At 70.9% G+C, this 22248-nt stretch carries 17 protein-coding genes; 7 read left to right on the top strand and 10 right to left on the bottom strand.

The genetic code is table 11. From position 1 onward, the window contains the following. Positions 1 to 5: 5 nt before the first annotated feature. The 3 genes from WME83_RS40100 to WME83_RS40090 form a co-directional block, all read right to left on the bottom strand. On the bottom strand, positions 6 to 278 hold the full coding sequence (locus WME83_RS40100; RefSeq protein WP_437314987.1) for a DUF1971 domain-containing protein: 273 nt from the start codon (positions 276 to 278) through the stop codon (positions 6 to 8). Positions 279 to 304: 26 nt separating this feature from the next. Next, entirely contained in the window at positions 305 to 1486 is a 1182-nt protein-coding gene (locus WME83_RS40095) for a cytochrome P450 (RefSeq protein ID WP_437314986.1), read from the bottom strand. A 171-nt stretch (positions 1487 to 1657) separates the two neighbouring features. After that, positions 1658 to 2707, bottom strand: coding sequence for a sigma 54-interacting transcriptional regulator (locus tag WME83_RS40090; protein ID WP_437314985.1), 1050 nt, complete (start codon positions 2705 to 2707; stop codon positions 1658 to 1660). A gap of 453 nt (positions 2708 to 3160) precedes the next feature. Here WME83_RS40090 and WME83_RS40085 point away from each other — a divergent pair, with 453 nt between their 5' ends. Beyond that, entirely contained in the window at positions 3161 to 3502 is a 342-nt protein-coding gene (locus WME83_RS40085) for a DUF2934 domain-containing protein (RefSeq protein WP_437314984.1), read from the top strand. A 473-nt stretch (positions 3503 to 3975) separates the two neighbouring features. Continuing rightward, positions 3976 to 7860: a protein kinase domain-containing protein gene (locus WME83_RS40080; RefSeq protein ID WP_437314983.1), complete on the top strand. Its 3885-nt coding sequence runs from the start codon at positions 3976 to 3978 to the stop codon at positions 7858 to 7860. Between the two features lie 663 nt (positions 7861 to 8523). Here WME83_RS40080 and WME83_RS40075 read toward each other — a convergent pair. From WME83_RS40075 to WME83_RS40065, 3 genes are all read right to left on the bottom strand, one after another. Next, positions 8524 to 9459, bottom strand: coding sequence for a restriction endonuclease (locus WME83_RS40075; RefSeq protein WP_437314982.1), 936 nt, complete (start codon positions 9457 to 9459; stop codon positions 8524 to 8526). Position 9460: 1 nt separating this feature from the next. Beyond that, positions 9461 to 9883, bottom strand: a complete 423-nt coding sequence (locus tag WME83_RS40070; RefSeq protein ID WP_437314981.1) for a hypothetical protein — start codon at positions 9881 to 9883, stop codon at positions 9461 to 9463. Positions 9884 to 10012: 129 nt separating this feature from the next. Continuing rightward, positions 10013 to 10729, bottom strand: a complete 717-nt coding sequence (locus tag WME83_RS40065) for a tyrosine-type recombinase/integrase (RefSeq protein ID WP_437314980.1) — start codon at positions 10727 to 10729, stop codon at positions 10013 to 10015. Positions 10730 to 11410: 681 nt separating this feature from the next. Between WME83_RS40065 and WME83_RS40060 the strand changes: the two genes are divergently transcribed. From WME83_RS40060 to WME83_RS40050, 3 genes are read left to right on the top strand one after another with little or no spacing between them, the layout of a single operon-like run. Further along, positions 11411 to 11959 (top strand): hypothetical protein, encoded by a 549-nt coding sequence (locus tag WME83_RS40060; RefSeq protein ID WP_437314979.1) that lies wholly within the window; start codon positions 11411 to 11413, stop codon positions 11957 to 11959. Beyond that, positions 11956 to 12678, top strand: a complete 723-nt coding sequence (locus tag WME83_RS40055; RefSeq protein WP_437314978.1) for a hypothetical protein — start codon at positions 11956 to 11958, stop codon at positions 12676 to 12678. The genes WME83_RS40060 and WME83_RS40055 overlap by 4 nt, the downstream gene beginning before the upstream one ends. Continuing rightward, positions 12675 to 13769: a hypothetical protein gene (locus WME83_RS40050; protein ID WP_437314977.1), complete on the top strand. Its 1095-nt coding sequence runs from the start codon at positions 12675 to 12677 to the stop codon at positions 13767 to 13769. Before WME83_RS40055 ends, WME83_RS40050 begins: the two co-directional genes overlap by 4 nt. A gap of 135 nt (positions 13770 to 13904) precedes the next feature. On the opposite strand, the gene WME83_RS40045 is transcribed toward WME83_RS40050, so the two are convergent. Together WME83_RS40045 and WME83_RS40040 are read right to left on the bottom strand one after the other, a co-directional pair. Continuing rightward, the gene (locus tag WME83_RS40045; protein WP_437314976.1) at positions 13905 to 15359 is read right to left on the bottom strand and encodes a sensor histidine kinase; all 1455 of its coding nucleotides are present in this window, start codon (positions 15357 to 15359) and stop codon (positions 13905 to 13907) included. 213 nt (positions 15360 to 15572) lie between these two features. Next, positions 15573 to 17012, bottom strand: coding sequence for a hypothetical protein (locus WME83_RS40040; protein WP_437314975.1), 1440 nt, complete (start codon positions 17010 to 17012; stop codon positions 15573 to 15575). A gap of 245 nt (positions 17013 to 17257) precedes the next feature. Between WME83_RS40040 and corA the strand changes: the two genes are divergently transcribed. After that, complete coding sequence (gene corA, locus WME83_RS40035) at positions 17258 to 18460, top strand: magnesium/cobalt transporter CorA (protein ID WP_437314974.1); 1203 nt, start codon at positions 17258 to 17260, stop codon at positions 18458 to 18460. Between the two features lie 73 nt (positions 18461 to 18533). Here corA and WME83_RS40030 read toward each other — a convergent pair whose 3' ends face one another. After that, the gene (locus tag WME83_RS40030; protein ID WP_437314973.1) at positions 18534 to 19643 is read right to left on the bottom strand and encodes a glycosyl transferase; all 1110 of its coding nucleotides are present in this window, start codon (positions 19641 to 19643) and stop codon (positions 18534 to 18536) included. Between the two features lie 188 nt (positions 19644 to 19831). On the opposite strand from WME83_RS40030, the gene WME83_RS40025 reads away from it, so the two are divergent. Next, a complete protein-coding gene (locus WME83_RS40025) occupies positions 19832 to 20902 on the top strand; it encodes a PHP domain-containing protein (RefSeq protein WP_437314972.1) in 1071 nt (356 codons plus the stop codon). Here WME83_RS40025 and WME83_RS40020 read toward each other — a convergent pair. After that, positions 20847 to 22247 carry an MATE family efflux transporter gene (locus WME83_RS40020; RefSeq protein ID WP_437314971.1) on the bottom strand — a complete coding sequence of 467 codons (1401 nt, stop codon included), beginning with the start codon at positions 22245 to 22247 and terminating at the stop codon, positions 20847 to 20849. The two genes, WME83_RS40025 and WME83_RS40020, sit on opposite strands and share 56 nt — an antisense overlap. Between the last annotated feature and the right edge of the window lies 1 nt (position 22248).

Here is a 22248-nt window from a genome sequence, read left to right as displayed (position 1 = left end):
ATAGGTTATCCGGTTTTGTCGGGCTTTGCGGCGAAGCTCCGCGAAATGCGCACCGGACCGTCGGGGGCGACCCGATGCACCACCGCGGGGGCGACGAGCCCAGGGCGCTCCGGATCGAGCGGGATCTCTCGAGCGCCGAGCCCGTCCATGCGATGGCGGAGCCGCCCGGAGACAATGTGGTTTACACCCCGCACACCGGGTTTGGTCGCATGGTTATTTTCGCGGGCCGCTCGGCGCGAGCCTTCGTCGAACTCTGCCGTTCGCTGGTGCGCTGCCACCCCATCGGGGCACCGCCGGGAGCGGTTCAAAGCACGTACCGGACCCAGCACTCCTTCAGCCCTCGCAGCAGCAGGGAGAGGTTCCACTCCGGCGCCCTGCCCGTCCGCTCGAACCGCCCCGGGAGGGACGCCAGCACCTCGAGCCCGGCCTTCGCCTCGGCGCGCGCGAGCGCCGCGCCGATGCAGAAGTGGGCGCCGTGGCCGAACGACAGCCCCACCTGCCGCTCGCGGTCGATATCGAACCGATCCGGGTCCGGGAAGACCCGCTCGTCGCGGTTGGCCGAGCCGATGAGCGCCGCCACGAACGCGCCCGCCGGCACCGTGACGCCCCGGATCTCCACATCGGCCTTCGCCTGCCGCAAAGCGATCTGGGCCGGCGGCTCGAACCGCAGCGCCTCCTCGAGGAAGGCCGGGATCAGCGCCCGGTCCGCGCGGATCCGCGCGTACACGTCGGGGTGATCCATGAGGAGCACGAGCGCCGCGTTGAGCAGGTGCGTCGTCGACTCGAACCCGGCGGCCAGCAGCAAGAAGAGGAAGCTCACGAGCTCGGGCTCGGTGAGCGCGACGCCGTCGACCCGGGCCGCGAGGAGGTCGCTCACGAGATCGTCCCGCGGGGCGGCGCGCCGCGCCGCGATGACCTCCAGGAGGTACCGCTCGAGGTCGACGATGGTGGCGCGGATGCCCGGCCTCATCTCCGGCGTGGCCGCGGCGGTGGCGACGAAGTCCGCGGTCCAGCGCTGGAAATGGGCGCGCAGCGCGGGGTCGAGGCCGAGGAGATCGGCGATGGCCGCCGCCGGGATGGGCATCGCGAGCTCGGCGTGGAAGTCGAGCTCGCGCCCGGGGGTCAGCCGCTCGACGAACTCCCGGGTCACCGCGCGCAGCACGGGCTCGATCCGCGGGATCACGCGCGTGCTGAAGGCGCGGCTCACGAGGGCCCGGGTCTTCGTGTGCGCGGGCGGATCCATGAGCAGCAGCGAGTCGGCCATCGGATTGCGATCGAGCCAGGCCGGGAGCACCGCCACCCGGCCGCCCTGCGCCGAGAACAGCTCGGTGTTCTTGAGGGCGAAGGCGACGTCGTCGTAGCGGCTGAGCGCCCACAGACCCCCCGGATCGACCTGGCACACCGGCGCGGAGCGGCGCAGCTCCGCATAAAAAGGATACGGGTTCGCGCGCAGCTCCGGAGAGAGCAGATTCAGGCGATGGCTCATGCGTCCTCCCTGGCGTCGGGTAAGTCGACGAAGCCCCGCATGGTCCGCGAACGCGCGGACAGCGTCAATGAGCGTGGCGTCCGGGACGAAGGAGACGACCCCTTCGATGCATGACGGGTTATTGGACCAGCGCCAATTTTTCAGGAGAGCGGCAGAACGCGTGACGCGGCGCTAACGGCTGCTGAGCGGCTCCTTGTCGCGCGCGTCCGCGGCGACGCGCGCGTCCGCGGCGAGGTACTGGCGCAGGTGACGGCGGAGCGAGACCCGCGTGATCCCGAGCGCGCTCGCCGTGCGGGTCACGTTGCCGCCCTGCGCGGCGTAGACCGCGAGGATGTGCCGGCGCACGGCCTCGCCGAGCGACGCGCTCCCCCGCGCCGGCGGCGACGGCCGCAGCGCGCCCGGCGGGCCCGACCGCGGCGTCGCGGCGGCTGGCCGCGGCGCCGCGGCGATCTCGGGCGGCAGGTGCTCGAGATCGAGCGGCGCGCCGCGGGCGAGGAGGGACGCGCGCTCGACCACGCTCCGGAGCTCGCGGACGTTCCCCGGCCAGGGGTACGCCTCGAGCTGGGTGAGGGCGCGCGGGGTGATCCCGCCCCGCGGGAGCCCCGCCGCGGCGCTCTGGCGGTCCAGGAAGTGCTCGGCCAGCCGGCGCACGTCGCCGTCGCGCTCGCGCAGCGGCGGGAGCGAGAGCCCGAGCGCGCCGACGCGCTGGTGGAGACCCTCGTGGAACGAGCCCTCGAGCACGCGAGCGCCCAGATCGCGGGCCGTGGCGGCGATGACGCGCACGTCCGCGACCAGCGCCTCCCCGCCGCCGATCCGGCGGAACGGCTCGCCGTCGAGCACGCCGACGAGCGGCGGCTGGAGCTCGAGCGGGAGCGCGGAGAGCTCGTCGAGGAACAGCGTGCCCCCCTCGGCGAGCTCGAGCAGCCCGGGGCGCGCCGCCTGCCGCCCGTCCGCCGCCACGCCGAAGAGCTCCTCCCGCAGGCGCTCGGCCGGGAGGCGCGCCGCGCTCACCGCCACGAACGGCCCGCCCGCGCGCGGGCTCGCCGCGTGGAGCAGCCGCGCGCAGAGCTCCTTGCCCGTGCCCGGCTCGCCCGCGATGAGCAGCGGCGCGCGCTCGTGCTCCGAGAGCTCGCGCAGCCGCTCCATCGCGCGCGCCCAGCGCTCCGAGGCGCCGACGACGCGCACCTCGCTCTCATCCTCGATCCACAGGACGCGCGTCATCCCGCCACCGGAGGAGCAGAGCTGTTCCGTGCGCCGGGAAGGGGCTGCGCTTGCTTCGACATCGCATCTCCTCGATTCGTGAGCGACTCGTGGCAATTCGCGGGCAGACGGCGGGCGGCGCGTCTGCCGTTGTCTACGTTACCGCGCTGTCCTCAGCGCAGGCGGTGGCCAGGGATGAACCACCGGGAACGACGACGGACGATGGCGGACGGCCGGCCACCGACGGGCCCTGGCGGGCGACCGGCCACAATGATCAACGAAGGACGGCGACTGATAGAAGATGCCGGATGGTGTCACCCGGACAGCGACAACCACTCTACCGCGAATCAAGGTCGTGTGGGAAGGGAGATCCCAAGGGGGGCGACCGGCGACAAAAAACTACGTGCTCAAAATTTGTGCGTGCGCGCGGACCTGGGTTAGTCGACCCGTGTACCCGAAAGGAGAGACGACGAGATGAGCTCGAAGCGCAAGACCCCGGCCCGCACGAAGACCACGAAGGTCCCGAGCCCGCTCGCTGCCCCGGCGGCCGCGACGCAGCCGGCGAGCGCGGTCTCCGCCCCCGCCGCCGTCGAGATGCCCTCTCCGGCCGTGCAGCTCGCGCCCGAGCGCGCGCGCGTCGAGGCGCCGAAGGCGGCGCCGCCGCCCCCGCGCCCGTCGCGCGAGGAGCGGCACCGGCTGATCGCCAAGGTGGCCTATGGATATGCCGAGAGGGCCGGCTTCCGGAACAACCCCGTTGAGGACTGGCTGAACGCCGAGCGAGAGGTCGACGCGCGGCTCGAGCGCCTCGCCAGCTGAGATCCCGCGGCGGCGGCGCAGGCGGCCCGCGGCGCCGCCGCGCCCGGCCCGCGCGCGCTCGACAGGCACGCTGGCGAGATCCAGCGAGGGTGTCCGCGGAGGGGGGAGGAGAGGGGGAGGGGAGAGGAGGGGCGCGCTGCGCGACGCCAGCGCTCCCCGGCGTCTGCCCACCACGCCCGCACCACGACGGGCGGCTCCCGTGGAGGAGCCGCTCCCACGCGACGAGCGGCTCCCGTGAAGGAGCCGCTCCCACGCGACGAGCGGCGCTCGCGGCGCGCGGCGCTGCGGCGAGCGCCGCCCCCGCGGCGCGCCGCTGCGACGACGGGCCGGCGCGCCCGGCGGCCGTCGAGGCTCGTAGCGGCGCCGCGGGATGGGTATCCTCGCGATGGACGTGGGCGATGGGCCCACGCATCGCGGTCCACGCGCGCGCCGGTCGCCTGGACCGCGAAGGTCCGCACCCCGATACTTTCGCCATGCACTCAGGTCACGTCCTCGCCAACCGCTTCCAGCTGGAACGCCTCGCGGGCTCCGGCGGGATGGGCGCGGTGTGGCGGGCGGTCGACCGGCAGAGCGGCCAGGCGGTGGCCCTCAAGGTGATCTTCAACCAGGGCCGGGAGCACGTCGTGCGCTTCCAGCGGGAAGCGCGCCTGCTCGCGGAGCTCGAGCACCCCGCCGTCGCCCGGTACATCGACCACGGCGTGACGGCGGACGGGCTCTACTACCTCGCCATGGAGTGGCTCGAGGGCGAGGACCTCGGCGCGCGGCTGTCGCGCGGGCCGCTCGGGATCGAGGCCAGCCTGATGCTCGTCGGCCGCGTCGCCGAGGCGCTCGCCGCCGTCCACGCGCGCGGCATCGTGCACCGCGACCTCAAGCCGACGAACGTGTTCCTGCCCCGCGGCGACATCGGGAGCGCGAAGCTCATCGACTTCGGCATCGCGCGCCAGGCGGACGCGACCTACGAGCTCACCCTCACCGGCTCGGCGATCGGCACGCCCGCCTACATGGCGCCGGAGCGGGTCCGCGGCGATCTCGACGTCGACGCGCGCGCCGACCTCTACTCGATCGGGTGCCTGCTGTTCGAGTGCCTCACCGGGCGCTCGCCGTTCGTCGCCCAGCACCCGCTGTCGGTCCTCGCCAAGGTGCTCTTCGAGGCCGCGCCGCGCCCGAGCACGTTCTGCCCGAACATCCCGCCGCCGCTCGATCTGCTCGTGACCCGGCTGCTCGCCAAGAACCCCGCGGAGCGCCCCGGGGACGCGGGCGAGGTCGCCGACGAGCTCCGGATGCTGAGCGTCGTCGAGGGCAGCATGTCGAGCGGCACCGGCCTGCCGACGCCGGCGCTGACGAAGAGCGAGCGCCGGCTCGTCAGCGTCGTCCTCGCGGCCGAGATGAGCGCCGGCAAGCGCGGGCCGCCGTCGGGCCGCCCGCACGCCGCGGCGAGCCCGCCCCCGCGGGTGAACGACACGGTGCTGTCGGGCCACCACGCCACGGTCGTGTCCGGCAGCGGGGAGGCGCTGCCCGCGGACCTGCTCGCGCCGGCGCCGCCGGTGCGGCCCCGGCCCGCGCCGCCGCCGAGCACGCCGTTCCACGAGGTCCGGCAGGCCGCGCAGTCGCACGGCGCGGTCCTGGAGGTGCTCGCCGACGGCTCGGTCGCCGCGGTCGTCGCCGGCGCGGGCTCGCCGACCGACCTCGCCGCGAACGCCGCCCGCTGCGCGCTCTCGATCCACGCGCTCCTGCCCGGGGCGTGGGTGGCGCTGGCGACCGGCTGGGACGTCATCGCCGGGACGCAGGCGGTGGGGCAGGTCATCGACCGCGCCGGCGCGCTGCTCGACGCGCGCGTCCGCCACGCCTCGGACGACCCGTCCTCGGGCCGGCCGGTGCTCATCGACCAGATGACGGCCGCGCTCCTCGGCGATCGCTTCGAGATCGCCGCGGGCAGCCAGGGCCCCACGCTGCTCGGCGCGCGCGCGCCGCAGGACGGCGGGCGCCGGGTGCTCGGGAAGGCGACGACCTGCGTGGGGCGGGAGCGGGAGCTCCGGGCGCTCGAGGACCTGCTCGACGAGTGCGCCACCGAGGGGGTCGCGCGCGTCGTGCTGGTCACGGCCGGGGCCGGCGTCGGCAAGTCGCGGCTCGGCGGCGAGCTGATCCGGCGGGTCGAGGCGCGCAGCGAGCCGGTCGCGGTGTGGCGCGCGCACGGCGATCCGATGCGCGGCGGGGCGCCGCTCGGGCTCGTCGCGGAGCTCGTGCGGCGGGAGGCGGGCCTCGTCGACGGCGAGCCGATCGAGGCGCGCCGGGAGAAGCTCGCGGCGCGGGTCGCGCGGCGCACCCCTGCCGCCGCGCGGGAGCGGGTCGCGGAGCTGCTCGGCGAGCTCTGCGACGCGCCGTTTTTCCCGGAGAGCCCGGCGATGCGCGCGGCCCGGCAGGACCGCGCGGTCCTCGAGGAGCAGATGCGGCGTGCGTTCCTCGACTTCCTGCGGGCCGAGTGCGACGCGCAGCCGGTGCTGATCGTGCTCGACGACGTGCAGTGGAGCGATCGGAGCTCGGTGGACGCGCTCGACGCGGCGCTGCGGCACCTGCGGCACCTGCCGCTCCTCGTGCTGGCGCTGGCGCGCCCCGGGGTGCGCGAGGCGTTCCCGGATCTCTGGGAGGATCGCGAGGCGACGGAGATGCGGCTCGGGGAGCTGTCGCGCCGCGCGTGCGAGCGGATCGTGCGCGAGGTCCTCGGCGACGAGCTCCCGGCGCCGGAGCTCGAGGCGCTGGTCGACCGGTCGGCGGGCAACGCGTTCTTCCTCGAGGAGCTCGTGCGCGCGACGGTGGAGCGTCCGGCGGGGGGGGTGCCGGAGACGGTGCTGGCGATGATGCAGTCGCGGATCGCGGCGCTCGAGCCCGAGGCGCGGCGGGTGCTGCGCGCCGGGGCGGTGATGGGCGAGGTGTTCTGGCGGGGGGGGCTGGAGGCGCTGCTCGGCGGGGGCGGGCAGGTGCCGCAGCTCGAGTCGTGGCTGCTCACGCTGGAGAAGCGCGAGCTGCTCGAGCCGCGGCCCGAGTCGACGCTGCGCGGGGAGGTGGAGCTCGCGTTCCGCCACGCGCTGGTGCGGGACGCGGCGTACGAGATGCTGACGGACGCGGATCGGGCGCTCGGGCACTGGCTCGCGGCCGAGTGGCTGGAGCGCGTGGGCGGCGACGATCCGAAGGGGCTCGCGCTGGTCGACCGGCACCTCGGCCGGGCGGCGGAGGAGGCGCTCGCGCTGGGCAACGCCGACGGCGCGGCGGGGCACCTCGCGCGCGCGGCGGGGGTCCGCGCGCGCCTGGGCCAGTTCGACGGGGCGATCGCCGCGATGACGCGGGCGTTCGAGCTGGCGGACGTGGCGCGGCGCGACCCGGGCGAGCTCGGCGGGTGGGTGGAGATCCTCTCGAAGGCGGTGGGCCACGGGCGCCGGGCGCCGTCGCTCTCGGCGGTCGCGGACCGCATCCTGTCGCGGGTGGACGCGGGCGCCTCGCTCGACGTCCGGGCGAAGGTGCGCATCGAGCTCGCGCGCGCGCTCGGGGCGACGAACCTGTTCCGGATGTCGCACGACCTGCTCGACGACGTTGTCGAGATGGCGGTCGGGCGCCGCGAGCTCCTGCGCGAGGCGCTGACGGTGGACGTGGAGGTCTCGTGCCTGCAGGGGCAGTTCGCGCGCGCGCGGCGGGCCGCGCTCGACCTCGGCGCGCTCGGGCCGATCGAGGATCTGCGGGGCCTTTTGTCGGTCGCCCTGGCGCGGGCCACGTCGGGCGACCGGGCGGGCGCGATGGAGGCGCTGTCGCGCTCGGAGGCGGCGTCGGAGCCGGGGGATCGGGTGGCGGAGGCCGTGCGGGCGAAGCTGCTCGCGATGATCGAGCTTTACGCGGGGGATTTCCGGGCCGCGGTGCGGGCGTGCGAGCGCGCGTTGGAGCTGGATCGGGCGCTCGGGCTGCGCTTCGATGGGGTCGTGAACCTGCACAACCTCGCGTACGCCTGCGTGCGGCTGGGCGATCACGGGCGGGCGCGGGCGCTGTTCGCGGAGTCGCTGGAGCGGGCGGACGAGGCCGGGTACGACCGGGTGGCGGCCTCGAACCGGATGTACATCGCGTACCTCGACGGGATGGAGGGGGTGGGGGACGCGCGCGAGCGGCTGAAGGAGCTCATCGCGCAGGCGGAGGAGCAGGGCTACTGGCACGACGTGCTGCAGGGCCGCTGGGCGGCGGCGATGCTGCTGAAGAACGCGCGCAACGACGCGCTGGCGCGGCGCGAGTTCGAGGACCTCCTGGAGCTGTCGGTGCGGCTCGGGGATCCGCTGCTGGAGAAGGACGCGCGCGCGTGGCTCGACCGCGCGGAGCGGTGAGGGGCGGCGGGGCGAGCGGGGGCGGGCGAGTGGGGGCCGAGTGACGCTACGTGTGCTCGGATGCTTAGAGGAGAGCCTCCGGAGTGACACTACGTGTGCCCGGACGTTTACAGGAGGGCATCCGAAATGACACTGCGTGTGCCCGAACGTTTACAGAAGAGCCTCCGGAGTGACACTACGTGTGCTCGAAGGTTCACAGCCAGGGGGGCCGGCGAACCTGCGCGCCTGGTCCGAGAGGTGCGGAGGCTTCCTGCCGAGGACGCGTGCGTTCCTTTCTTGCTCCTGCCGGTGGCCATCCGGCTCCGAGCTTCACAGCCGCGCTCGGCTGCCGGTACACCTTCAGGATGGCCAAAGCCAAGACCAACAACAAAGACACGGGGAAGGCGCCTGCGTCGCCTCCCATGGGGAAGCACTCCTGCCGCGCTTGCTACAAGCGCTTCGCCCCGGAGGCCCTCGCGCTTCCGGACCGGGAGGTCGAGCTCTGCCGCGCCGACGTCCGGATCGCCTTCCAACGTGAAGCAGGGCGTCGCGGCGGCGTACGCCGATCCGGCGCGAGTACGCAGAGCGCTGCTTGAGTCCGGCCCCGTCCAGCGAACGTGGGAATAGCCTGCGGCGCGAAGCGCCCCCAGGTTCATGCCGAGTCAGGCAGCTCTTTCGTCGTAATTACCCAATGTCGTATCCGGCAACGCGACGCGCCTCCGAATAATGTCGGCTTCTGTTAGTTCGGGAGCTTTCGACCACGAAGCTGATTTGGAAACGTTGATTTAATGCGTTTCCATAATCCAGAACGAAAAATATTTTGTCGTTGTCTCGCGACTCGTCAGGAATTAGTGGGGCCGGACGAACGGTGCGCCTTACGGTCCCTCCGACAGGAACTGATGGCAAGTCCATGTGTGCAACGGCAGTTTCATTGTGGAGGGCTACGAGACGCACTCGATCGGCAAACCCAGAACCGATGTTGGTAACCTGAACATCAACTTCTAGCCAGTGGCCTCTGGTACTCAGCGTGACTAGGTCGAGGCGAGGATACGCCGAGAGCCGTAGGGCACGTTCGATTCGCGATGCGGGTGTGCGTCGCCGTCGTTTCTCATCTAGGAGCCACGCTCGAAACGCTGTGGCGTTGCCGTTCGGCGCGGCAACGCTCGGCCGCAGGGCTGCCAGACGCTGGTGAACAAGAGGCCCGCCAGCGTTCAAGAACGACGAAAAGCGGAACTCCGGTGGTTCTTCAGCAACCACGATAATTGGGTAATCGACGTCCTCGGAGAATCTCTCCAAGAAGTCGTGAGTGTCGTTGCTGAGGCGATTGCTGGCAATTATGACTAGCGCATCTGGTCGTGGGACGAGTTGGTGAATGAGGAATACCTTGTTTACAATCTCCGCGAAAGGGACTGCGCCGCTGTTGTAATTCTTGCATTCAAAGAACCAGCGTTCGGCGTTTCCATCGATCGTTAGCGCTGCGTCAATGTCTCGGCCAGACTGAGATCCGGACTTTCGATGTACGATAGATGTGAAGCCCAGATGGCGTAGTGCCTCACCGCAGAGCAGTTCGAAATCCGTTGGGGTGAGGAGGTGGCAAGCGTCGATCGGCGTGATGGGCATATCAGTGCTGCCCTTTTTGGTTGGCGCTAATCGCTTCGGCGATGAGATCCCAGTACGAGGGGATGGCCGGCGCTGCGCGCTCGCGCCATTCAGCGCGCCATTCTTCTTCCTCGAGCGCGTCGACCCGCGCGTCTTCTTCGTGCAACTCTCGAATGTTGGTATCGGCACCGATGGAATACGCTCGAACAATTGGCATGCGGTAGGGCGGCTCCACCGCCTTCCGAACCGCACTGGCAAAGTAGGGCCCTTGCTGTGGCAGCGAGTGCAGGTAACGCTCGAGGTCGTCAAGGAGTGACAGGGGTTGCTCGTTCGACGTCGGCTCGAATAGCGCTCGAAGGAAATTCTCCGCTCGTCGAAGGATGCCGCGAGCGACGATGTGCTGGTCAGGGACGGATAGGGGAGGTTTCCAGTTGATGTGGTGCACGATGCCTCTCTACTCTGCCTTGGCTCTGGATCGGAATTCCTCGAGAACGACGTCGTCAATGTTAGTGGTGATGCGTGTCTTGCCCTTCGTGGGGAGGAGCGCGCCGCGCCTGGTTTTTGAAAGTCGTATTCAGCTCTCGTAAAGTCTCATGGATCGGCTCTGCGCCGCAAGACCCAAGTGCTGTCCAGCGCCATAGGTAGATCCATCTAACACCGGCAGCAGTCGTCGCCTTTCCGGGGGGCCGGGCACGCCTGGAGGGGGGCGGCGGACATGCAGCCGAAGGCGTCGCGCCGCGTCGCGCCTGGCTGATACGGCGTGGCCGCCGCATCGGGAGGTTGCCGGACACATACCGGCCCGTTCACAACCTCGGGCCGAAGCGGCCGTCGGGGGGCTGCAGACGGCAAGGCGGCCGCGGTTCAGCACGTGGACGTAGAGCATCGTCGTGCTCACGTCGCAGTGGCCGAGGATCTCCTGGATCGTGCGGATGGCGTAGCCAGCTTCCAGCAGGTGCGTGGCGAACGAGTGACGCAGGGTGGGGCAGCTCGCGCCCCTCGACAGACCGGCGGCGAGGGCGGCGTCTCGCACCGCGCGCTGGAGCACCGTCTCGTGCAGATGATGCCGCCGGAGCTGACCTGTCGCCCTGTCGCGATAGGGGCACGTCGCGGGAAAGACCCATCGCCCGGGCGGTTCCCGGCCGGCGTTCGGATACTTGCCGTCCAGGGCGTGGGGGGGCACCCAGCACGCGCCGGCCGCCCGTCGGTAGGCGATGCCGAGCGAGTTGCCGCCGCGCCCGAGGCTGCCGTAGCCGCGGGGTCCTCCTTGCCGCCCCGACCGCTCGCGCAGCATTGAAGGCCGTCCCCGAGGGCGCCCTTGTGGGGTGCCGCGACCGCCTCGGCCGCCGTCCTTGGGTGGCGCGCCGTCGCCGCCACTGCCGCCGAAGTCCGTCGTGATCTTGGTGCCGCGCACGGTCCCCGGGCGTGGAGCGCGAGGACGCCCATGGTGGAGCGCGAGGACGCCCATGGTCGGATGTCCGTTCGCTCCCCCGCGGCCCCCTCGGTTCCGCAAGCGCCGGCTCCGCCCGATCCTCCGCCTGCGCTTCCCTTGGAGACCACGCCTCACAAAGCGAGCCCGCCCCGGTGACCTCGGTGACGGGAGGGGGAGACGGGGGCCGCCGCGCGCTCGTCTACGGGTCGGGCTCTGGCAGATGCGGGGTGGCGACGGCCGAGCTCGCGTCACCGTGTCCAAGGCTCGGCGTGCCCGGCGCGCGTCGGGTCGCGCGCGGACGACGTCGTGCAGCCCAAGCCGCGCGGGGGCTAGCGCGCTCTCACGGCGACCTGGACCGGCAGCCGGTGCCAGCAGGTGGACAACCACTCGATCCGCACACGCAGCTGCGCGCCGGCGCACGCTCTGGACGGTACGACTCACGTTCGTGGTGGTGTTCTCGCCTAGATTCCGTTTGACGCCCAATCCTGCCATCAGAAGAATGGCCCCCGTCGCCACGTTGCTCGCGTGTTTCGGAAGAGGGGGATGGAGACGATGAGGACGACAGGCCGGCAGAGCCCATCGGCGGCAGGGCTCGCTCTCGTCCTCAGCGTCGTTCCGACGCAGGCAGACGCATCCGAGCTGAGCGCCGGAATCAGCTTCGGGTGGATCCAGGCTGGCACCGCGACGCGCCTCGCGGTGAGCCCGCATGCGGGAATCTCGTGGCGCACCAAGAGCAATATCCTGATTCATGTTCACGATTTGCTCAGCGTCGTGCCCCCAATCCAGATAGGCGGGGCCGGCGTCTACAACAGCACCGCCGCCGCCCTCGGATACGGTTGGGATCATGGCGATTTCAGTGCGGGGCCATCGGTCGCGATCTACTTCATGCCAGCCTGCGGAAGCGCCTTATGCGGGCGCGTTGCAGGGATGGCGGCAGGCGCCCGCGCGCAAACCAACGCGTACGTTGCCGGACCGCTCGGGGTGTCGGTGAGCGCCAATGTGGATTGGGTCGACGGGAACAGCCTCGTGCTTCCAGGGCACCTGTCGGTGCTTGTCGTCGCCGGTCCCGTGCTTCGGTGGAGCGTAGAATGAACACGAAAAAAATTCTGCTGCTGGTTGTGGCTATCGCCGTCTGGGTGCTGACGGCATGCAACTGGACGGTAGGAGACTGCTACCCCCGCGAGGAGTGGGAAAAGGGCGGAGGTGCAGGTGATCCAGTCGGGCCGCCCGTTCCCGTCATCACCTCCGTCGCGTCGGGGGACTTCGGAGCGGAGCCGCCACAGGGCCCGCAGGATGGCAAGAATGAGAAGATCCAGTGCAACAAAACGGACGAAGACGAAGAGGAAAGCCCGAGCGACAGCTCGGAGAGGCCGACAGATAGCCCGACGAGCCCGCCAGATCCCTGCCAGCAGAGCGGCGCTCCAAGCATGGGGTGCACAGGCAAAATACTGATCGATCCGCGGGCATTCAATTTTGTTACGATCGTTGCCTACGATGGGACTGGCGTTGCTGGTGGTTGGCAGGAGGCAAAGGCCAATCTGGCTTTCGGGCATGATAGAGAGGGCGACTCAACGTGCATGGTCCACATTGGGATGCCACTACGGAGCGAAGCATGGGGAAAGATCTCGTCGGATAGGGCAGCTGGTATCAGTGCTGATGTGGCAAACCTGTCGGCGGATGACGTGTACAAAAAGGATGGCGGCGCGGATCTGCCTCCTGGCATCTTCTGCAAGAAGTTCAAATATAGAATGATAGAGCGATTTGAGAGCGATTTCTACAGAGGCATTGGCGCAAGGGTCCAGAATCCATGAAACACAGCGTTGACGAGCTGCTGGATATCGTCTACCGATACTACCCCCGTGGCGTTGGAATCGCTGATGATGTCGACGAGCAGCTCCGCCGCCAGACCGAAGAGCACGCCCGCCTCGTAGCCGCGCGGGTCCAGGCATCAAAGGACGAGCGATGGCACTCCATGTTGCGTCGCATCGGAGAACGCTTTCCTCGTATGCTTGTGAACCGTTCGCTGCATCTCACCACGGGCGGCTGCGACGGCTGCTATTCCTTCACGATTGATCTGCGAAGGCCCACGCGTGAGCCGCTGTGGTTTGAAATAAGCTTCCTGGCTCCGTACTACATTGTTCATAGCTCGTGCACGGCCGAGATCGTGAAACAGACGAGCGACCTGTTCGCGGTCGTGTTCCGAAGCTTGCGTTTCATTGTTCGTCGAAGCCCATTCGATCCGGTCTTCGTGTCGCGGCCGGATGACAGTCTCAGGTTTGTCAACGTCAGAAAACGCTACGTAGTCTTCGATTTGTCGCCCGAAGAACGGTCATGTGCGGAGTGGATTTCCCGTGACATCGAAGCGACCTTCGGTTGCGAGCGCATGCCGCCGGAGATCGGGACCGTGCTCGTGCCGGATGTGACGACAGGCGTACGCCTTTCCGGTGAGGTCAGACTCTACGACTGCTTGTTTTCGGACCAGCATACATGGGTGAAACCATCGCCGTCTGAAGTGTCGGCGGGCGGTGTGGACGTCGAAGTGAGCAACCTGACAGGCTCGCTCGTCGCGGTGCTCAACGTGCTCGCGGCGCTCTATCACATTTTGTGGGCTCTGATGCCAGAGGTGCAGATCGGTTCTTCTTACCGGGTGGTGACCACGGATGGAGCTTTGCACAGGGAGGAGGTCCTCGAGACACTTGCGAAGATTCGGGGGCTCATGAATCCGCCGAAGACTCCCCGCGGCATCGCTTCCAAGCGCGAGCTCGACGCTGCCATCCGCGATCTCGAAGAGCTGGTCGCTGGGTGGGATGGCGAAGGCGCGCCGCCTGCCTCCATGGTCGCTTGGGCCTCCAGCTTCCTGGCGAGTTGGCTCGTGGACTCGGAGCCCAAAGCCTCCTCGTAGTCGTCGCCGAGATCCGCGCCGAGCCGCGCAGGCAGCTGCGCACCGGCGCACGCTCTGGACGCAGCGACCCACATTCGTGGTGGTGAGCTCGCCTAGAGCCACCTGCGGAGCAGCCGGGTCGCAGCCTCCCGGAGGTCACGCGCTGGCGCCGGCGTCGACGTCGGCCGCGTGCGCCGCCTCGGCGCTCGCCTTGGGCAGCTCGAACCAAAAGAGGCTCCCCTCGCCCGCGACCGTGCGGAGCCCCACGCGGCCGCCGTGCGCCTCGGTCAGGCGTTTGACGGTCGCCAGGCCCAGACCCAGACCCGGAACTCGAGCGCCTCGCGCTCGGACGTGAGGCTCGAACACCAGCTGCTCCAGGGCTGGCGCGACGCCCGGCCCCGTGTCCTCCACCTCGATCCGCACGGCATCTCTGGCGTCGAGCACCCGGACGACGACGCGACACGTCGCCGAGTCGCCCAGGTACTTGAGCGCGTTGCGGATCAGGTTGGCGAGGATGCTGGTCAGCACGCCGGGGCTCGCGGCCACCGCGCACGGGGCGAAGGGCTCGACGCGGAGCTCCGCGCCGAGCTCCACCGCGACAGGGACGAGCTCGACCATGAGGTCGTCGATCACGGGGCGCACCTCCGCGCGGGCGCCCGGCTCCGGCCGCGCGCCCGCGCGCGCGAACTCCAGGAGCCCGTCGGTGATGCGCTTGACCCGCAGCACGGCCTGCCGGCCCCGCTCGATCGACCTTCGTGCCGGCGCTCCCTCGCCGCACTGCCGCAGGGCGAGGTCCAGCGCGAGCGCCACCGCGCCGAGGGGGCCGAGCACGTCGTGCGCGACCCGGCCGGCGAACTGCTCGAGCTCATCCGCTCGGCGCTCCAGGACCACGCCCTGCTGCCAGAGCAGCCTCACATGGCGCCGGACCTGCACGGCAGCCGCCGCGCAGGCCAGCAGCGCGAACGTCACGCTCGCCGTGTTGAGCGCCAGCGCGATCCGACGCGTGTGAACGCGGTTGGCGGCGATCTCGATCGCCATTCCACGCGCGTGTTCCGCGTTGAGCTCGATGCTCGCCATCACGGCCTCGCTCGTCGCGTCGAAGTCCGCTCGCAGCGCGTCATCCATGAGCCTGTTGGCCTCGCGCGGATGACCGTCCGCCACCAGCGAAAGGACCCGATCGGTATCCAGGCCGAGCTTGCCGAGCTCCTGCGCGACGGTCTGCCACTGCTTGAGCTCTCCCGGATAGACCGGCAGGACGAGGTAGGCGTCGAGGCTCCGGGAGAGATTGTCACGCGCCTGATCGAGCTCGTGGCGGTCGAGCGGCCGGCCCAGCACGGCGTTGTTGACGAGGTCGCTCAGGAGCGCCTGGGTATGCCTCAGCTCGGCGCGCGCGGCCGCCAGGTGCATGATGCTCGGCGCGGCGTTCTCCGCGAGGCTCATCGCCGCCGCGTCGATCTCGGCGGCTCGGTGCTCCGCGTAGGCGGCCGAGATCACGAAACTCGCGATAGCGGCGAAGAACGCCGCAAACAGCGACAGCAGGATGGACGGCAGCCGCGCGATCATGAGAGAAGATCTCGACTTCGCCGGGGTCTTCGGCCGTCGCACCTCCATGCCGGGATCCTGTTGCGCCGCCTGCGCGAGCGCAACGCCGGAAGAGCGCCGGAGCCGCGGCCGATCCGCCGTCGCCGCATCGGCAGATGTCCGCCGGGCTCGTGTCAGGTGTCCACAGAGCGAGCGGAGCTCGTTGGTGCATCCCCTCGCGCCGCGACTTCGACGCTCGGGGCCGAGCTCACATGACGTCTGCGCCGGCTCGGGGAGACCCGCTCAGCGGTTCACGCTGGTGTCCGGCCCGGCGCCCTTCGGCGGCTCGTACGGCTCGGGGCTCTTGCCGACGGTCCTGAGGTTCACGAGCTTGTTGAGCAGGTCGAACCAGAACGGCGCGCCGAGGGAGGCGGCGGCCGCGGTGATGAGGATGCCGGGGCTCAGGAGCCGGTCGAGCACCCCGCGGATCCAGCCGACGATGCCCTGGCCGAGGATCGCCGAGAGCGCGTTCCAGAGCCCCGGCGCGCTCGTCTGCTCGGGGGCCTGCACGCCCCAGGTGATCTTGAGATTGAGCCCGGTGAGCTTGCCGTGCGCGTCTCCGCCCTGGGCGAGCGCGGCCATGAGGTCCTCGTCCTGGTCCATGCCGCCCTCGTGCGGCGCGGCGCGGGGCGCCGACTTCGCCATCTCCTGCGCCGCGGCGATCATGTGGGCGCGGACCACGGCGTCGCGCGAGAGGGCGCCCGCGAGCTTGATGCTGTCGGCGTTGAACCCGATGCACAGGACGAGCGCCGTCGCGCTGATGATGAGCTGCGCGCGGCGCTTGTACCGGCCGGAGGCCCGGTCCATGGCGTCGTTGAACCAGCGCTCCAGGCGGATGTTGGCCTCGCGCATGTCCCGGACGGTGCTGTCGACGATCGTGGCGAGGGCGCGCCGGAGATCGCTCTCCCTCGGCATGCGCTCGATGATGCCCTTCAGCTCGTCGAGCGGCGCCTCGTCGCAGCTCGGCAGCGCGGCCCCGCCGCCCGGCGGAGCCGCCGCGGCGCCGGCCGGCGGGGGCGCGGCGGCGTCGGCGATGGCGGGCGGGGAAGGCTCGGCGGCGCTCTCCGGCGATGCGGGCGCGGCGTCGCCCGCCGACGCAGGCGCGGAGGCGGCGTCGCCCGCCGGCGCGGGCGCGGGGGGCGCGGCGGCGGAGAGGGCGGCCCTCGCCAAGAGGGGCGACGGCGCGGCCCCCGCCTGGGGGAGCGACGGCGCCGCCGCGACGACCTGCGCGGGCGACGGCGCGTCGCTCCTGGGCCAGTCGATGTGCCGCAAGGTGTCGATGAGCGCGGCCACGAACGCGTGCGAGGGGATGTAGGACGGCCCCACCCACCCGTACTTGAGGTCCTTGATCAGCGGGTGCTGCCGGAGCGCGTCCGCGAGCGGGCTCGGGTGCGGCCCCGGCATCAGCCGGACGCGCACGAGGTCGGCGGCGCGGCGGAGCACGCGCGTCGCGATCGGCTCGCTCGGGGCGGCCCCGTGCGCGGCGGCCTCGCGGGCGGCGAGCGACCGGAGCACGTGCGGGTCGAGCGCGCGATCGGCCAGCATGATCTCGATGCTCTGCGCGAGGTTGAGGGCGCGCAGCCGGAAGACGCCGGCGAGCGCCTCGTAGATCGCCGAGCTGAGGACGCTGAGCAGGAAGAAGACGCTGACGAGGCCGATCGCGATGTCGAGGGTCGTTCCCATGGGCATCCGGGAGGGCAGGGCGCGCGGCGGCGCGAGGCGCAGGCCGGCGCGCCTCGCGGTGCTCCCCCTGCCAGCAGGACAAGGAGGAAGACGTGGCCTTGCGAGCGCCCGTTCCCCTCCGCGACCCTCCCAGCATACGCCACGCGGCGCTGCGGAGCGAGCGCCACCCGCGGCGCCACCCGTGCTCGCCGCGAGCGCCAGAGCGCGCTCGATGCCGCGGGATCTTGGTCTACCATCCCGCCCCCGTGACGAGCACCACGCTACCCCCCGAATCGCAGCGCAGCAGCGACCCGCCGCTGCGCACCTCCTGGGCCCAGGAGCGGGCCGACCTCGACCGGACGCAGCGGCCGAGGCGCGATCGTCTCGTGCACGAGCCGCCGCCGGCGTCGCCGCCCGGAACGCTCGTCATCGACGACACGCGGCGGCCGAAGATCTTCGTCATCGACTACGACGCCGAGGTGGTCTCCGAGGAGGAGATCCAGACCCTCGACGCGTGCATCCCGTACCTGACGGACGACCGGCCCTCCATCACGTGGGTCGATGTCCGAGGGCTCGGGCACAAGGCCACCTTCGAGCGGCTGGGCGAGATCTTCAAGATCCACCCGCTCGCGCTGGAGGACATGGTCAACGTGCCCCAGCGGCCGAAGGCGGACGTCTACGGCGGCGAGCACGTCCTCATCATCGCCCGGATGGCGCAGGTCACCGAGCGCTGCGAGCTGCGCACCGAGCAGCTCGCGATCCTGGTCGGCAAGACGTTCGTCCTGACGGTCCAGGAAGAGGCCGACTGGGACGTGATGGAGGCCGTGCGGGAGCGCATCCGCTCCGGCCGGGGCACGGTGCGGACGCGCGGCGCCGACTACCTGGCCTACGCGCTGCTCGACGCGGTGGTCGACGGCTTCTTCCCGGTGCTCGAGCGGCTCGGCGAGCGCATCGAGGACCTGGAGGTCGAGGTGATCGACGCGAAGCGCTCGATGTCGAAGCCGATCCACGACCTGAAGCGGGACCTGCTCACGCTGCGGCGCGCCATCTGGCCGCAGCGCGACCTCGTGAACGCGCTGCTCCGCGAGGACAACCCGATCTTCACGAAGGACACGAGGCTCTACCTGCGCGACACGTACGACCATTCGGTGCAGCTGATGGACATGGTCGAGACCTACCGCGAGCTGAGCTCCGGCCTCATGGATCTCCACCTCTCCGGGATGTCGAACCGGATGAACGAGATCATGAAGGTGCTCACGATCATCTCGACCATCTTCCTGCCGGTCACCGCGATCGCGGGCATCTACGGGATGAACTTCCACCACGAGAGCTCGCCGTACAACATGCCGGAGCTCGACTGGTATTACGGCTATCCGCTCGTCTGGTGCTTCATGCTGGCGAGCGTCGTCGGGCTGCTCACGTACTACCGCCGCAAGGGCTGGCTCGGGAAGGACGACGACAGCCGCTGAGCGGCGGCGCGGCGAGGGGCGGGGTCGCGGCGGCGGCGCCCCGCGGCCGCGGGCCGCCCGGCGGCGCGGGGCGTCAGCGCTTCGTCGCGGTCGTGTAGAAGGCGAGGTTCCGGAGCAGGCGCGGGTCGCCGGGGCGGCGGGCGAGCGCCGTGCGCAGCGCGGCCTCGCCGGCGGCGAGCTCGCCGAGGTAGAACGCGCTCGTGGCGACGAGGTCGAGCAGCCTGTGCTCGTAGACCTCGGCGTCGACGAAGAGCGTCGCCTGGGCGGGGAAGGGGAGGGCGGCGCCGCGCGAGGCGAAGAGGTAGGCGAGCGGCCAGCATTGCTGCTCGTACCAGTGCCAGGCGACGGCGAAGAGCGGCTCGGCGCGGTGCGGGCTGTGGGCGTGGGCGTCGAGGTAGCGCTGCTGCACCTCGGCCCAGGGGCGCCCGAGCGCGGCGGCGGTGCGCGCCATGCGGAACAGCGACTCGTAGACCTCCTCCCGCCAGCCGCCGAGCGCGGCGCGGCGCTCGTAGGTCTCGAACGCCTCCGCGTGCCGGCCGAGGCACTCCAGGGTCTGCGCGAGGTAGAAGACGGTGCGCCCGTCGCGGGGGGCGCGGGCGAGCGCGGCCGAGAGCAGCTCCAGATCGCGCTCCCACCGCCGGGTCTGGGCCGCGGCGTCGCGGCGGGAGAGGTCGTGGACGATGTGGGCGTCAGGGACGCGGATCGAAGGGGGCGGCTCGCCTTCCCGGGTGAGCACCTCGTGGGTGGCGCCGACGTAGCGCCACCCGGCCGAGGCGCGGGCGAGCCGGGCGGAGTCGTAGACGGCCTCGCCGTAACGCACGCGGACGTAATAGGCGCCGTGGCCCGGGCCCGAGGCGTCGCGGCGCTCCTCGCAGAAGCGGCGGAGCGCCCCGCCGCCGACGAGGCGCTCGTCGCCGCTCAACATGAGGGTGAACACCGCGGCGTCGCCCGCGAGGTCGAGCGCGCGATTGCGCGTCGCGCCGAAGTCGACGAACGGCTCCTCGACGAGGTCGCCCGGGACCCCCTCGAGGGCGGCGGCCGCGAGGGCCTGGGTGCCGTCGGTGGAGCCGGTGTCGAGGAGGGTGAAGCGGTCGATGTGGGGCCTGACGGAGGCGAGGGTCTCGCGGATGGAGGGCGCCTCGTCCTTGACGATCATGACGAGGGCGAGCAAGGGGCGCGGCACGGGAGGCAGTATGCCGCCGGGCGCGCCCTGGCGCGACGATTCGAGCCGGAATGAACGGACGGGGGACGGGCGCGCCGGAGCGCCGGTGAGGGGCGCGCGGACGTGCGATTGCGCTGCGCCAGATTGCGCTGCACCGAAGTGGTCGCGGTCGAGGCGTCCTGTATACTCTCCTTATCATCGCTATGGGGATGCGCAGACGCTGGAATGCTCTCCTGGTCATCGGCGCGGCCGCCGTCCTCGCGTTCGCCTCCTGGAGGGAGCGCGCCTGGTCCTCCTCCGACGCCCCGGAGCCCCCGGGCGGGCCGCCGGGGCGCTTGCGGTTCGAGCAGACGCTCGACGTGGAGGTGTTCCAGCGCGGAAATCTCCACACGCACACGTCGCTGAGCGACGGGGACAGCGAGCCGCGCGAGGTCGTCCGCTGGTACCGCGACAACGGGTATGCGTTCGTGGCCCTGACGGATCACAACCAGCGCGTCGATCCTGCGATGTTCCGGGATTTGGAGGCACAGTCGAATTTTGCCGTCGTCCCCGGCGAGGAGATCACGATGTCGGCGGAGGGGCGGCCGGTGCACGTGAACGCGCTCTGCACGCGGGCGACGATCGGCGGCGGCGATTTTCCGACCAAGGGCGAGGCGCTGAGCTGGGCGGTCGGGCGGGTGCGGGCGCAGGGGGGCGTGGCGCTCATCAACCATCCGAATTTCGACTGGGCGCTCACGGCCGGCGACCTCCTGGGGGCGCCTGCGGCGGAGCTCCTGGAGATCCACAGCGGGCACCCTTACGTGCACACGGAGGGTGACGCGGCGCGGCCGTCGCACGAGGCGCTGTGGGACACGGTGCTGACGGCGCGCGGCTTCGTCGGCGGGGGGATCGTCGGCGTGGCGGTGGACGACCTGCACCAGCTCGTGGCCGGGTCGAACGCCCCGGCTGCGGGGCCCGGCCGGGGGTTCGTCGAGGTGTTCTCGCGCGAGGTGTCGCGCGCGGCGATCTGCACCGCGCTCGCCGCGGGGCGGCTCTACGCGTCGTCGGGCGCGCGGCTGCGGAGGATCTCGATCGGCGGCGACGCGTTCTCGGTGTGGCCGGTGGCCGCGGGCGCGGTCGTCGAGTTCGTCGGGCGGGGCGGGCGCGTGCTGGAGCGGCAGCAGCCGCTGGCGGGGCGGGCGACGTACCGGCTCCGCGGCGGGGAGCGCTACGTGCGGGCGCGGATCACGCGGCCGGACGGGAAGCGGGCGTGGACGGCGGCGTACGCGACGGTGGAGTAGGGGCGGCGAGGGGGGAGCCCCAGGGGGGCGACTTCTTCAGCAAGAAGAAGGAGACGAGGCACAGAATCAGCTCCGAGGTCGCCTCCGCGGCCCAGATCCCGGTCAAGGAGAACAGGCGGGAGGCCAGCAGCAGCACCGGCAGCTTGACGAGGAGGACGCCCCCGAGGGTGAGCAGCAGCGCCTCCCTGGCCCGGCCGACCGATTGGAACGAGGCCGCCGTGACCATGGCCACGCCGGTCAGGGGATAGGACAGCGCCAGCAGCCGCAAGGCGGTCTGCCCTTCGGCGACGATCGCGCTCTCTCTGGAGAGCAAGGCGATGAGCGCTGCCGGCAGCAGCAGGCAGACGCCGCAGACGAGCGCGCCATAGGCGACCGCGGCGCTCAAGGAGAGCCGGACCGTCTCCCGCACCCGCTCGAAGTGCCTCTGGCCGAAGTTGTACCCCACGAGCGGCTGCATCCCCTGGACGATGCCCGTCTGCGGCGTGATCAGCCCGGCGTAGAGCCGGCCCACGATCGCGAACACGCTCAGGGCGCCGTCGCCGCCGCTCATCCTGAGCAGGTTGTTGGTGGCGATGGCGACCAGGCTGACGCTGAAGTTCTTGATGAGCGAGGGGAGCCCGATCGTCAGCACCTGGGTGATGATGGGCCAGTCCGGCTTGAAATACGACGCCTTGATGCGATAGGAGCGGTCCTTCCTGAAGAAGAAGAAATAGACGCTCATGCCGGCCGAGAGGGTCTGGCCAGAGACCGTCGCCAGGGCGGCGCCCGAGACGCCGAACCGCAAGACGAGGATGAAGAGCCAGCACAGGACGATGTTGGCGCTGACGGGGAGGACCCAGATGGCGGTCGAGTACCTGGCGTTGCCGTCCGCCCGGATGATGGCCGAGTAGCCGGTGCTGGTGATGGCGCCGAGGAAGATGATCCGCCCGTACTCGATGGCATAGGGGGCGATGCTCTCGGTGGCCCCGAGCAGGTAGACGATCGGCTCGATGAAGGCCGAGCCCAGGACCGTGATGGCGAGCGCCGCCGTCCAGAAGATCAGGAAGGTGTTCGCCACGGTCCGGGAGGCCTTCTCGACGTCGTGCTCGCCGAGCGCCCGGGAGACCACCGAGGCGCCCCCGGCGCCGACGGTCGTGGAGACGGCGCCGAGGGCGATCAGGACCGGCGAGACGATCGAGGCGCCCGCGGCCGCGAGCGAGCCGATGCCCACCGAGAGAAAGTAGATGTCCGTGATGCTGTAGGCGGCATAGACCAGGAGGGAGAGGGTCGTCTGGGAAGACATCTCCAGGAGCAGCTTCCCGATCTTCTCCGTCCCCAGGCGCTCGACCCTGGCGTTGCCGCCCATG

This window comes from Sorangium sp. So ce385, assembly GCF_051474135.1.
GTDB classification, from domain to species: domain Bacteria; phylum Myxococcota_A; class Polyangia; order Polyangiales; family Polyangiaceae; genus Sorangium; species Sorangium cellulosum_D.
This window is presented reverse-complemented; position numbering and strand designations above follow the sequence as displayed.

Excerpts from the sequence above, each read along its gene's own strand:
- WME83_RS40085 (WP_437314984.1), top strand. The coding sequence starts at position 3,161 with ATGAGCTCGAAGCGCAAGACCCCGGCCCGCACGAAGACCACGAAGGTC.
- WME83_RS40055 (WP_437314978.1), top strand. The coding sequence starts at position 11,956 with ATGAACACGAAAAAAATTCTGCTGCTGGTTGTGGCTATCGCCGTCTGG.
- WME83_RS40025 (WP_437314972.1), top strand. The coding sequence starts at position 19,832 with ATGCGCAGACGCTGGAATGCTCTCCTGGTCATCGGCGCGGCCGCCGTC.
- WME83_RS40075 (WP_437314982.1), bottom strand. The coding sequence starts at position 9,459 with ATGCCCATCACGCCGATCGACGCTTGCCACCTCCTCACCCCAACGGAT.
- WME83_RS40060 (WP_437314979.1), top strand. The coding sequence starts at position 11,411 with ATGGAGACGATGAGGACGACAGGCCGGCAGAGCCCATCGGCGGCAGGG.
- WME83_RS40090 (WP_437314985.1), bottom strand. The coding sequence starts at position 2,707 with ATGACGCGCGTCCTGTGGATCGAGGATGAGAGCGAGGTGCGCGTCGTC.
- WME83_RS40040 (WP_437314975.1), bottom strand. The coding sequence starts at position 17,012 with ATGGGAACGACCCTCGACATCGCGATCGGCCTCGTCAGCGTCTTCTTC.
- WME83_RS40065 (WP_437314980.1), bottom strand. The coding sequence starts at position 10,729 with ATGCTGCGCGAGCGGTCGGGGCGGCAAGGAGGACCCCGCGGCTACGGC.
- WME83_RS40050 (WP_437314977.1), top strand. The coding sequence starts at position 12,675 with ATGAAACACAGCGTTGACGAGCTGCTGGATATCGTCTACCGATACTAC.
- WME83_RS40045 (WP_437314976.1), bottom strand. The coding sequence starts at position 15,359 with ATGGAGGTGCGACGGCCGAAGACCCCGGCGAAGTCGAGATCTTCTCTC.
- WME83_RS40080 (WP_437314983.1), top strand. The coding sequence starts at position 3,976 with ATGCACTCAGGTCACGTCCTCGCCAACCGCTTCCAGCTGGAACGCCTC.
- WME83_RS40095 (WP_437314986.1), bottom strand. The coding sequence starts at position 1,486 with ATGAGCCATCGCCTGAATCTGCTCTCTCCGGAGCTGCGCGCGAACCCG.
- WME83_RS40020 (WP_437314971.1), bottom strand. The coding sequence starts at position 22,247 with ATGGGCGGCAACGCCAGGGTCGAGCGCCTGGGGACGGAGAAGATCGGG.